Genomic DNA, 11,814 nt, shown 5'->3' with positions numbered 1-11,814 from the left:
ATTCGCACGATCATCTGTGGCCATCAATGACGCTTGTGAGCAAAATGCGTCAGAAAATGACGATTATCATATCAATTAGCCCAAAATTACTGCAGTGATCGCCGCACAAATTCGTGAACGTCATGGCCTGACGCGCTCACTGCGCAAAAATGCATTGCCGGACATGTCGACGCTTCATCGTTTCGCATCGATATGATTATTGTGCGCGCAAATTCGCTTACTAGATCGCCGCAAGCGATCGAGCGAGCAAGGGGATGCATATGGCAACTGTTCTCACCATCAACGGCGAAACGAAATCGTTCGACGCGCCACCTGACATGCCGCTGCTGTGGGTGCTGCGCGACGTCCTTGGGATGACCGGCACCAAGTTCGGCTGCGGCATTGCGCAGTGTGGCGCCTGCACCGTGCACGTCGACGGCAAGGCAGTCCGCTCCTGCGTCTTGCCGGTCAGCGCGGTCGCGAACCGCGCCATCACCACGATCGAGCATGTCGGCAGCACGCCAGCGGGCGCAAAGGTGCAGAAGGCCTGGCTCGATGCCGAAGTGATCCAGTGCGGCTACTGCCAGTCCGGCCAGATCATGTCGGCCGCGGCACTGCTGGCGGCAACGCCCAGCCCTGACGATTCCGACATCGACGCCGCGATGGCCGGCAACATCTGCCGCTGCGGCACCTATGTGCGCATCCGCGAGGCCATCAAGCAAGCCGCCTCCGGCCGTCAGTCGTGAGGTCCGCCATGATCACCGACAAGACTCTTCCTGACGTCTCCCGCCGTGCGGTTCTGACCGGCGGTCTCGCCACCGGCTTCCTGCTCGCCTTCCATCTGCCGCTCCGCGCCGCCGTCAACGAGCCGGAGCAGCCGAAGGACACGACCGACGGCAAATTCGCGCCGAACGCCTTCATCCGGGTCGAAGACACCGGCCGCACCGTGCTCCTGATGCCGCAAGTCGAGATGGGCCAGGGGGTCTATACCTCGATTGCGATGATCCTGGCCGAAGAGCTCGACGCGGATTGGGCAAAGGTTGCGGTGCTGCACGCGCCGCCCAACGACAAGCTCTACGCCAATCCGGCGTTCGGCCTGCAGGCCACGGGTGGTTCGACCTCGATCCGCGCCTGGTGGAATCCGTTGCGCGCCGCCGGCGCCAGCGCGAAGGCGATGCTGGTGCAGGCCGCAGCGGCGCAATGGCAGGTCGAGCCGGCAAGCTGCACGACATCGAAAGGCGAGGTCGTGCATGCCGCAAGCGGCCGCAAGCTCGGCTATGGCGAACTGGCACTGGCCGCACAGGGCCAAACGCCGCCGAAGGACGTCCGGGTGAAGGACCCCAAGGACTTCGTCATCATCGGCCAGCCGCTGAAGCGGCTCGACACGCCGGACAAGGTCAATGGCAAGGTCGTCTACGGCATCGACGCGATCCTGCCCGGCATGAAGATCGCCGCGATCGCCAATTGCCCGGTCTTTGGCGGCAAGGTCGGCAAGGTCGACGACAGCGCGGCGCTCAAAATTCCGGGCGTACGCAAGGTCGTGGTGCTCGAGGATGCGGTCGCGGTGATCGGCGATCACATGTGGGCCGCAAAGAAGGGCCTCGATGCGCTCAAGATCGAGTGGAACGAGGGACCGAACGCGAAGCTCAGCACGAAGGACGTCTGGCAGCATCTGCGCGCCGCCAGCGAGAAGGACGGCGTGGTCGCGAAATCGGTCGGCGACATCGCCAAGGGGCTCGCCAGCGGCGACAGGTTCGAGGCAAGCTTCGAACTGCCGTTCCTTGCGCATGCCTCGATGGAGCCGATCAACGCCACCGTTCACGTCAGGCCGGATGCCTGCGAGATCTGGACCGGCACGCAGATCATGACGCGCGTGCAGTCGGAGGCGGCGAAGGCTGCGGGCCTCCCGGTCGACAAGGTGATTGTCAACCAGCATCTGCTCGGTGGCGGCTTCGGCCGCAAGCTCGAGCCGGATATGGTGGTGGCCGCCGTGAAGATCGCAAAGCAGGTCGACTATCCCGTCAAGGTGATATGGACCCGTGAGGAGGACATCCAGCACGACGTCTACCGTCCGGTCTATCGCGACCAGGTCACGGCGTCGCTGGTCGACGGCAAGGTCGCGGCCTGGAAGTACAAGGTCGCCGGTTCCGCCGTGCTGGCGCGCTGGCTGCCGCCGGCGTTCCAGAAGGGTATCGACATCGACGCGGTCGATGCCGCCGTGGATGCACCCTACGACTTCACCAACTTCCATGTCGAATATGTCCGCGCCGAACCGCCGGCGGTGCCCACCGGTTTCTGGCGCGGCGTCGGTCCGAACAACAACGTGTTCGCGGTCGAATGCGCGATGGACGAACTCGCGCGCAAGGCCGGCAAGGATCCGGTCGAATTCCGCCGCTCGATGCTGACGAAGAATCCGCGCATGCTCGCGGTGCTCAATCTTGCCGCCGAGAAATCCGGCTGGGGCCAACCGCTGCCACCGCGCGTCGGCCGCGGCGTCTGCGTCCAACCGTCGTTTGCAAGCTTCCTCGCCACCGTGGTGGAAGCGGAGATCGACGATATCGGCGAGATCGCGCTCCGCCGCATCGTCTCGGTGGTCGACACCGGTATCGCGGTCAACCCCGACACGGTGAAGGCGCAGATCGAGGGAGGCCTGGTGTTCGGCCTCACCGCCGCGCTCTATGGCGAGATCACCATCGAGAAGGGCCGCGTGCAGCAGTCGAACTTCCACGACTACCGCATGATGCGCATCAATGAGACACCGAAGATCGAGGTCTTCGTCGTCAGGAGCGGCGAGGCGCCCGGCGGCATCGGTGAGGCCGGTGTCAATGCCGGCCCGCCGGCGCTGCGCAACGCCATTTACGCGGCAACCGGCGTCGCGCTGCGGCGCCTGCCGATCGATCGGAAACTGCTGGCTGCGGGGAAAAAGGCATGAGCGGCAAGATGCGTATCTTCACTGGCATCGTCGTGATCGCCATCGTGCTGGCGGGACTCGGCGTCTGGTTCATCCGCGGCCCCCGCCCGCTCGACTTTGCCGGCGGCACCAAGGTGGCGCTGGCGGATTACCGCGCGGGCAAGCCGGCCGGCGTGCCGGCCAAGCTCGAGAAGGCGAGCCTGGTCGAACGCGGCGAATACCTCGCCAAGGCGGCCGACTGCATGGTCTGCCACACCAAGCCCGGCGGGACGGACTATTCCGGCGGGCTCGGCTTCAAGCTGCCGTTCGGCACGCTCTATTCCACCAACATCACGCCGGACAAGGACACCGGCATCGGCAATTACAGCGACCAGGATTTCCTCAACGCGGTCCAGCGCGGCAAGCGCCACGACGGCGCCTGGCTCTATCCGGCGATGCCGTACACGTCCTATACCTACATGACCGACGACGACGTGCTGGCGGTGAAGGCCTATCTGTTCAGCCTGCCTGCGGTGCGCGCGAAGCCGCCGGAGAACACGCTGTCGTTCCCGTTCAACCAGCGCTGGGCGATGATGTTCTGGTCGGCCGTGTTCAATCCGGACACGCGCTTTGCGCCCGATACGTCGAAGAGCCCGCAGTGGAATCGCGGCGCCTATCTCGTGGAGGCGCTGGCGCATTGCGGCGAATGCCACACGCCGCGCAATCTCGGTTTTGCGCTGGACAACCGCAAGAAATTCGCAGGCGCGATCACGGCGGGGTGGCGCGCCTTCAACATCTCCTCGGACAAGGCCACTGGCCTCGGCAGCTGGCGTGACGAGGACCTGGTCTCCTATCTGTCGCTCGGCCATGCGCCGGGCCACGGCTCGGCCTCGGGTCCGATGGGTGAAGCGGTCGACCACAGCTTTAGCCAGTTCGCGCCTGAGGACATAAGCAGCGTCGTCGCCTATTTGCGCAGCGTGCCGCCGCAGACCTCGCCCGACCTGCCCGCAATCACCGCGCCTGTCGCACCCGCCTCGCACAAGGACGGCGTCACGGCGGATGCGCGCGGCAAAATGGTGTTCGCCAGCGCCTGCGCCAGTTGCCATGGCTGGAGCGGCGAAAGCCCGGTCTCGCCGATGGCGACGCTGACCGGCACCTGGGCCGTCAACGACCCCGCCGCCACCAACGTCGCGCAAATCGTGCTGTCAGGCACCAAGCGCGACACGCCGGACGGCGCGCTGTCGATGCCGGCGTTCGGCAACGCCTATAGCGACGACGAGATCGCGGCGGTGGCGAACTACGTGACAGCGCGGTTCGGCGCGAAGGGCTCGAAGCTGACGGCGAAGGATGTTGCGGAGTTGCGGGAGCAGACGGCGGAGTAATTCTCGCGCCGACTGACGCTGCACCCTCTCCCCTTGCAGGAGAGGGTGGCTTCGCGAAGCGAAGCCGGGTAAGGGGTTGTCTCCACGCGTCCAACTCGCATTTGAATTCGCGGAAGCGACCCCTCATCCGGCGCTTCGCGCCACCTTCTCCCACAAGGGGAGAAGGTGCAGCGGGATCTGCCGCTGCAATTCAGCTCAGCCAGAATTTCGGCGTCGTCGGCTCCAGCCTGCCGCCGGCGCGCACCGGCCCAATACGGAGCGCAAGCCCCGTCGCGTCATCCGTCTCGACCGCAACGCCGCTGAGCGTCGCAGCGCCCGTTGCCGGCTCGAAGCGGCCTGAGGGGATCCCGGAGGTGAACCTGCGCAACGGCTCCTCCTTCTGCATGCCGATGATGGAATCGTAGTCGCCGGTCATGCCGGCATCGGTCATGTAGGCGGTGCCGCCCGACAGGATCTGGTGGTCGGCGGTCGGCACATGGGTGTGGGTGCCGACGACGAGGCTGGCGCGGCCGTCGCAGAAGAAGCCGATGCCCTGCTTCTCGCTGGTCGCCTCGCAATGGAAGTCGACGACGATGGCGTCCGCGGCAATGCCGAGCGGGCAGGCGCCGAGCTCGCGCTCGAGGGCCGCGAAGGGATCGTCGAACGGGGTCATGAAGACGCGGCCCAAAGCGTTGACGACGAGCGCGTGCTTGCCGTTCTTGGTCTCGACCAACGCGGCGCCACGGCCGGGCGTCCCGCGCGGATAGTTCGCCGGCCGCACCAGGCGCTCCGCGCGCTCGATGAACACCAGGGCTTCGCGCTGATCCCAGGAGTGATTGCCGAGCGTCACCGCGTCGGCGCCGGCGTCGAGAAACTCCTGATAGATCGCTTCCGTGATGCCGAAGCCGCCGGCGGAATTCTCGCCGTTGACGACGACGAAATCGAGCGACCAGTCCTTGACCATGCCAGGCAGATATTCGGCGATGGCATTGCGCCCGGCACGGCCGACGACATCACCCACGAAGAGAATGCGCAACTTCAGAACTCCGGAAATCGAATACGTCCGATTCCGTTAGCACATAATCCAGCGCCACGTCGTGGGCTAGTGCCGGAACCGCCTTGATCTCCTGCGCTGCAAAAGCGAGCCCGATGCCGACGATGGTCTTGGTTTTTCGCAGATGCGCGAAGGTGTGGTCGTAGTGCCCCGCGCCATAGCCGATGCGATGGCCGAGACGATCGAAGGCAGCGAGCGGCGTCAGCATGATGTCGGGAATGACTTCAGCGGCCCCAGGCGACGGCTCGGGAATGCCGAGCGGGCCGAGCATCAGGCGATCGTTCGGATGGAAGATGCGGAAGATCAGCGCCTGGCCCCGCGCAGTGACGCAAGGCAGCGCAAGCCTGGCGCCCTGCTCGGCGAGCTTCTTCAGCAGCGGCATCGGATCGATCTCGCTGCGGATCGGCGAATAGCCCGATACGATGCTGCCAGGCAGAAGCTGGAACGGCAGCCCGCGCTTGGCGAGCTTGGCGGCGGCGGCGATGCGTTTCTTTTCGCTCAGCGCATCGCGCGCCGCGAGGGCTTTGGCACGGAGTTCGGCTTTGGTGTTGGTCATGCGCGCTTGCTCCGAAGGCTGAGCCTTGCTCCGCCGTCATCACCCGCCTTGTGCGCCCTTGCGCACTGGGGCGGGTGATCCAGTATTCCAGAGACGCCAATGCAAAAACCTCGACAGCGCGGCGCACTGGATGCCCCGCCTGCGCGGGGCATGACACCGAAATCAAACCGCGAGCGTGTCGGGGACGCAATTTCGACAGGCACGAACCAGAAGGAAGAAAAACAAAAGTGCGAAGCCGCGAACGCCGTTGAAGCACTCGATCCCGGAGTTCCCTACGAAAGTAGGTGGGCACCATATGTCCGAGCCCACGGGCTCGGCCAGGGACAGTTCCCTAAAGGATCGATAAGGCCCCGGGGATAATGGCTCCTGACGCGCGTCGCAGCCCCGCTCGGGCAATGTAACAACGATGCTGACGAATCGCCAGCCCGGTGAAGGGTCAGCCGATAGCGATCCCGTTGCCGACGGTCCGGTTCAGGACCTGGGTCGACTTCTCGATGCGCTCGGCGGCAGAGTTCAGTGCGTTCACGACCGCGGTCTGGGTCAACCGGGCGCGCTCGACGGCGGCGTTGCGGAAATCCCGCAATTCGGTCAGCTCCTGCTCCATAGTCCGGATGCGGTTGCCGGCATCGACCAGTTCGTCGCAGACGGTCAGCGCCGCCATCACGGTGAGCCTGGCATCACCGATCTCGCCGAACTTTCCGCGCAGCGACTGAATCCGCGTCTCCAGGCTTTCGGCGAGCTTGAGCAGCCGCACCTCCTGGCCCTCCTCGCAGGCCATGCGGTATTGCCGGCCGTTGATGGTGACGTTGATGTGGCTCATCCGTCCTCTCCGGTATCGAGCACCGAGCGTATCGTGACGATCGCGGAATCCAGCCGATCGGAGATCTCGCGGCTGGAGCGCTCGAGCTTGCGCGCCTTCACCAGCGCGCCGTCGAGCTCATCGGCAAGCCGCGAGCGGTCCGCGCCGAGCGCCTGAATCCGCGCCGCGAGCTCGTTCTCGTCGCGATCGGCATCGCGCCGCCGCTCCACCGCGCTTTCGAGCGAGTCGAGCGCCGCCATGAGCCTGCGGGTCGCGATCTCGATCTCGACGGCCGAGGACTCGGTCATGGCAGAGCTGTTGGATACGCGATCGTTCATGCAGTCAGCGGCGGAACCTGTGGCCTTGCCCTTGGGGTTTTCCTTTGGGCTTTTCCTGGAGCTTGCCGTCCGGCAAAAGACTCGGTTCGGCAAGCGGTTAGAAGCAGAAATTTACGTGGCAAGCTAGGGAATCGCAACGCCGCCGCGAAACCTATGCACTGCTAAGCAACTTTTGCGGCCAAACCGGCGTTTGATTGCCTTGGCCTGTCGGAACCGAGATGCTATCCCAGCCGCGACCCCAGCGGCCGAAAGGCTCCTTCCGGCGCGGCCAAATCCAGCCACAAGCGCCTCATTTCAGACGGATTTTCAGACATGACGCAGGTCGATCACAACCGTATGGCCAATGCGATCCGCGGCCTTGCCATGGACGGCGTCGAGAAGGCGAAATCGGGTCATCCGGGCCTGCCGATGGGCGCCGCCGACATGGCGACCGTACTGTTCACCCAATTCCTGAAATTCGACGTCGCCGCGCTGGACTGGCCGGACCGCGACCGCTTCGTGCTTTCGGCCGGGCACGGCTCGATGCTGATCTATTCGCTGCTGTATCTGATCGGCAGCCCCGAGATGACGATCGACCAGCTCAAGAACTTTCGCCAGTTGGGATCGCTGACACCCGGACATCCCGAGCACGGCCACACCAAGGGCATCGAGACCACCACCGGTCCGCTCGGCCAGGGCATTTCCACCGCCGTCGGCATGGCGCTCGCCGAGAAGATGCTCGCCGCCGAGTTCGGCAAGAAGATTGTCGATCACCATACCTATGTGATCGCTTCCGACGGCGATTTGATGGAAGGCGTGTCGCAGGAAGCGATCGCGTTGGCCGGGCACTGGAAGCTCAACAAGCTGATCGTGCTCTATGACGACAACGGCATTTCGATCGACGGTCCGACCTCGCTTTCCGACTCCGTCGACCAGGTGAAGCGGTTCAAGTCGGCCGGCTGGGCCGCCGAGAAGATCGACGGCCACGACCAGACCGCAATCGCCGCCGCGATCACGCGCGCGCAGAAATCAAACAAGCCGACGCTGATCGCCTGCCGCACCACCATCGGCTTCGGCGCCCCGCACAAGGCCGGCACCAACAAGGTGCACGGCGAAGCGCTCGGCGCCGACGAGCTCAAGGCCGCCAAGGAAAATCTCGGCATTTCGCTGGAGCCGTTCTCGGTGCCCGACGACGTGCTCAAGGCCTGGCGCGCGGCCGGCAGCCGCGGCGCGGCGGCACGACAGGAATGGGAAGCAAGGCTCGGTGAACTCGGCAGCCGCAAGCGCGCCGAGTTCGAGCGTCGCCTGCGCCACGAGCGCCCGGCCGCGCTCGCGAAGGCGGTGCGCGCCTACAAGAAGGAGCTGCTGGAAAAGCCGATGAATGCGGCGACCCGCAAATCCTCCGAAGCCGTGATCGAAGTGATTGCCGGCGCGATGCCGATGGAATTTCTGGCGGGCTCGGCCGACCTCACCGGCTCCAACAACAACAAGGCGAAGTCCGCAACCGCGTTCTCGGCCAAGACGCCGAAGGGCCGCTTCATCCATTACGGCATCCGCGAGCACGGCATGTGCGCGGCGATGAACGGGATCTTCCTGCACGGTGGTTTTGCGCCGAACGGCGCGACCTTCCTGGTGTTCACCGATTATGCGCGGCCCGCGATGCGGCTCGCCGCATTGATGGGGACCGGGGTCGTTTATGTCATGACCCACGATTCCATCGGCCTCGGCGAAGACGGCCCGACCCACCAGCCGGTCGAGCATCTCTCAGCACTTCGCGCCATTCCCAACATGCGCGTGTTCCGTCCGTGCGATTCCATCGAGGTTGCCGAGTGCTGGGAGCTCGCGCTCAACCGCATCGACGGCCCGACAGTCTTGGCGCTGACCCGTCAGAACCTGCCGCAACTGCGCACCACCGCACCGAACGAGAGCCCCTGCCGGTTCGGTGCCTACGAGCTGGTGGCCGCCCAGGGCGAAGCCAAGGCGACGCTGTTCGCCTCGGGCTCCGAAGTGGAGATGGCCGTGGCCGCCCAGAAGCAGCTCGCCGAGCGCGGCATTCCGACCCGGGTGGTTTCGGTTCCCTCGCTCGAGCTCCTGCTAGCGCAACCAAAGGAGCGCCGCGATGAGATCATCGGCAATGCCCCCATCAAGGTCGCAATCGAGGCCGCCGTGCGCTGGGGCTGGGACGCCGTGATCGGCCAGGATGGCGAGTTTATCGGCATGCACTCCTTCGGCGCCAGCGCCCCTCTCAACAAGGTATTCCAGCACTTTGGCATTACCGCCGAGGCCGCGGTTAACGCCGTTCTGAAACGCGTTTCCTGAGAGTTGAGATTGCCGAAAAAAAGGACTACCTAACGTCCCATATGATCAAGCCCCGCCCGGCCGAACCGGGCGTCCGCCCTAAAAAACCCTCGCAGGCGCGCTAGCGCGTTGTGCGGGATGACAACGGTCATTGAAGGAGACGAAACATGGTAGTCCGCGTCGGAATCAACGGTTTTGGCCGTATCGGCCGCAACATCCTGCGGGCCATCGCCGAGTCCGGCCGCAAGGACATCGAGGTCGTCGGCATCAACGACCTCGGCCCGGTCGAGACCAACGCCCATCTGCTTCGCTTCGACAGCGTCCATGGCCGCTTCCCCGGCACCGTGACCGTCGATGGCGACACGATCAGCCTCGGCGGCAACAAGATCAAGGTGACCGCCGAGCGCGATCCCTCGAAGCTGCCCTGGAAAGATCTGGGCATCGACATCGCGATGGAATGCACCGGCATCTTCACCTCGAAGGACAAGGCCTCCGCGCATCTGACCGCCGGCGCCAAGCGCGTTCTCGTTTCCGCGCCCGCCGACGGCGCCGACGCCACCATCGTCTACGGCGTCAACCACGACACGCTGACCCGGGAACATCTGGTCGTCTCCAACGGCTCCTGCACCACCAACTGTCTTGCGCCGATCGCTAAGGTGCTGAACGACCTCGTCGGCATCGAGACCGGCTTCATGACCACGATCCACGCCTATACCGGCGACCAGCCGACTCTCGACACCATGCACAAGGATCTCTATCGCGGCCGCGCGGCTGCGATGTCGATGATCCCGACCTCGACCGGCGCCGCCAAGGCGATCGGCCTCGTGCTGCCGGAACTGAAGGGCAAGCTCGATGGCGTCGCGATCCGCGTGCCGACCCCGAACGTCTCGGTCGTCGATCTCAAGATCGTCGCCAAGCGCGCCACCGATCCGAAGGAAATCAACGAGGCGATGAAGCGTGCCTCCGAGCAGCAGCTCAAGGGCATCCTCGGCTACACCACCGCGCCGAACGTCTCGATCGACTTCAACCACGACCCGCACTCCTCGACGTTCCACATGGACCAGACCAAGGTGCAGAACGGCACGCTGGTGCGCGTGATGTCCTGGTACGACAATGAGTGGGGCTTCTCGAATCGCATGGCGGACACCGCCGTCGCGATGTCGAAGGTGATCTAACTCCACTCTCGTGTCCCGGACGCGATGCAGCGTGAAACGCTGCTTCGCAGATCCGGGACCCATCTAACCGCGGGACTCGCCGCAATTTGGGTCCCGGTTCTGCACGGCGGCACTACGCGCCGCAGTGCGCCCGGGACAAGGGCCTCCGATGACGAACAAATTCCGTACCCTCGACGACGTCGATGTGAAGGGCAAGCGCGTGCTGCTGCGTGTTGACCTCAACGTGCCCATGGAGAACGGCCGCGTCAGCGACGCGACCCGGCTCGAGCGCGTCGCGCCGACCATCACCGAAATCTCCGACAAGGGCGGCAAGGTCATCCTGCTCGCGCATTTCGGCCGGCCGAAAGGGCGCGATGCCAAGGACTCGCTCAAGCCCGTGGCCGAGGCGCTGTCGAAGGTCGTGAAGAAGACCGTCGCCTTCGCCGACGACTGCATCGGCGAGCCCGCGGTCAAGGCCGTTGCCGGCTTGAAGGACGGTGACATCCTCTGTCTCGAAAACACCCGCTTCCACAAAGAGGAAGAGAAGAACGATCCGGCCTTTGTCGCGGAGCTCGCAAAACTCGGCGACATCTGGGTCAATGACGCGTTCTCGGCCGCGCACCGCGCCCACGCCTCAACCGAAGGCCTCGGCCACAAGCTGCCCGCCTATGCCGGCCGCACCATGCAGGCCGAATTGGTCGCGCTGGAGAAGGCGCTGGGCTCACCGACCAAGCCTGTCATCGCTATCATCGGCGGCGCCAAGGTCTCGACCAAGATCGACCTGCTCGAAAACCTCGTGACCAAGGTCGACGCGCTCGTGATCGGCGGCGGCATGGCCAACACCTTCCTGCACGCCCAGGGCGTCGGCATCGGCAAGTCGCTGGCCGAGAAGGATCTCGCCGCGACCGCGTTGCGCATCATGGAAAAGGCCGAAGCCGCCAACTGCGCCATCATCCTGCCGGTCGACGCTACCGTCGCCTATCATTTCGCGGCCAACGCGCCGTCGCACGCCTATGGCCTCGACGCGATCCCGGCCGACGGCATGATCCTCGACGTCGGTCCGCAGTCGATCGCACGTGTCCATGCCGCCATCGACGATGCGGCGACGCTGGTCTGGAACGGACCGCTTGGTGCGTTCGAGATGCAGCCGTTCGACCGCGGCACGATGTCCGCCGCCAAGCATGCCGCCGAGCGCACCAAGGCCAAGAAGCTGGTCTCGATTGCGGGCGGCGGCGACACCGTGGCAGCCCTCAACCAGGCCCATGCGGCCGGTCAGTTCACCTATGTCTCGACCGCCGGTGGCGCATTTCTTGAATGGATGGAAGGCAAGCCCCTGCCCGGCGTCGAAGTTCTGCGCACCAAGTAATCGGTCGGCAAGTCGTCAGCCGCCTTCAAGCAGTGGCCTT

At 64.9% G+C, this 11,814-nt stretch carries 11 protein-coding genes and 1 other RNA gene; 7 read left to right on the top strand and 5 right to left on the bottom strand.

All coding sequences use genetic code 11. The features are described from left to right. Positions 1 to 260: 260 nt before the first annotated feature. Genes ACIPUD_RS23860 through ACIPUD_RS23850 form a run of 3 tightly spaced genes read left to right on the top strand, consistent with a single transcriptional unit; the run spans position 261 to position 4,251 of the window. Positions 261 to 725: a (2Fe-2S)-binding protein gene (locus ACIPUD_RS23860; protein ID WP_018454596.1), complete on the top strand. Its 465-nt coding sequence runs from the start codon at positions 261 to 263 to the stop codon at positions 723 to 725. A gap of 8 nt (positions 726 to 733) precedes the next feature. Next, positions 734 to 2,911: a molybdopterin cofactor-binding domain-containing protein gene (locus ACIPUD_RS23855; RefSeq protein WP_446481648.1), complete on the top strand. Its 2,178-nt coding sequence runs from the start codon at positions 734 to 736 to the stop codon at positions 2,909 to 2,911. Further along, positions 2,908 to 4,251, top strand: a complete 1,344-nt coding sequence (locus tag ACIPUD_RS23850) for a c-type cytochrome (RefSeq protein WP_446481647.1) — start codon at positions 2,908 to 2,910, stop codon at positions 4,249 to 4,251. Before ACIPUD_RS23855 ends, ACIPUD_RS23850 begins: the two co-directional genes overlap by 4 nt. 190 nt (positions 4,252 to 4,441) lie before the next feature. Here ACIPUD_RS23850 and ACIPUD_RS23845 read toward each other — a convergent pair whose 3' ends face one another. The 5 genes from ACIPUD_RS23845 to ACIPUD_RS23825 form a co-directional block, all read right to left on the bottom strand. Next, positions 4,442 to 5,266: a TIGR00282 family metallophosphoesterase gene (locus ACIPUD_RS23845; RefSeq protein WP_446481646.1), complete on the bottom strand. Its 825-nt coding sequence runs from the start codon at positions 5,264 to 5,266 to the stop codon at positions 4,442 to 4,444. Next, complete coding sequence (locus ACIPUD_RS23840; protein WP_018454600.1) at positions 5,244 to 5,840, bottom strand: 5-formyltetrahydrofolate cyclo-ligase; 597 nt, start codon at positions 5,838 to 5,840, stop codon at positions 5,244 to 5,246. The genes ACIPUD_RS23845 and ACIPUD_RS23840 overlap by 23 nt, the downstream gene beginning before the upstream one ends. A gap of 228 nt (positions 5,841 to 6,068) precedes the next feature. Then, positions 6,069 to 6,228: non-coding RNA, 6S RNA (ssrS, locus tag ACIPUD_RS23835), on the bottom strand. A 48-nt stretch (positions 6,229 to 6,276) separates the two neighbouring features. Then, positions 6,277 to 6,660, bottom strand: coding sequence for a cell division protein ZapA (locus ACIPUD_RS23830; RefSeq protein WP_007599950.1), 384 nt, complete (start codon positions 6,658 to 6,660; stop codon positions 6,277 to 6,279). Beyond that, a complete protein-coding gene (locus ACIPUD_RS23825) occupies positions 6,657 to 6,977 on the bottom strand; it encodes a DUF4164 domain-containing protein (RefSeq protein WP_026232773.1) in 321 nt (106 codons plus the stop codon). Before ACIPUD_RS23825 ends, ACIPUD_RS23830 begins: the two co-directional genes overlap by 4 nt. Between ACIPUD_RS23825 and ACIPUD_RS23820 the strand changes: the two genes are divergently transcribed. The 4 genes from ACIPUD_RS23820 to ACIPUD_RS23805 all read left to right on the top strand — a co-directional run bounded on the left by ACIPUD_RS23820 (position 6,946) and on the right by ACIPUD_RS23805 (position 11,774). Next, a complete protein-coding gene (locus ACIPUD_RS23820; RefSeq protein ID WP_446481671.1) occupies positions 6,946 to 7,104 on the top strand; it encodes a hypothetical protein in 159 nt (52 codons plus the stop codon). The two genes, ACIPUD_RS23825 and ACIPUD_RS23820, sit on opposite strands and share 32 nt — an antisense overlap. 185 nt (positions 7,105 to 7,289) lie before the next feature. Continuing rightward, a complete protein-coding gene (tkt, locus tag ACIPUD_RS23815; RefSeq protein WP_446481645.1) occupies positions 7,290 to 9,275 on the top strand; it encodes a transketolase in 1,986 nt (661 codons plus the stop codon). Between the two features lie 146 nt (positions 9,276 to 9,421). After that, entirely contained in the window at positions 9,422 to 10,429 is a 1,008-nt protein-coding gene (gene gap / locus ACIPUD_RS23810; protein WP_085361601.1) for a type I glyceraldehyde-3-phosphate dehydrogenase, read from the top strand. 148 nt (positions 10,430 to 10,577) lie between these two features. Beyond that, positions 10,578 to 11,774, top strand: a complete 1,197-nt coding sequence (locus ACIPUD_RS23805; protein ID WP_446481644.1) for a phosphoglycerate kinase — start codon at positions 10,578 to 10,580, stop codon at positions 11,772 to 11,774. The last annotated feature ends 40 nt before the right edge of the window (positions 11,775 to 11,814 follow it).

It is taken from the genome of Bradyrhizobium sp. CAR08 (genome assembly GCF_052871955.1).
The sequence above is the reverse complement of the archived record's forward strand: the minus strand, read 5'-3'. Positions and strand labels throughout refer to the sequence as shown.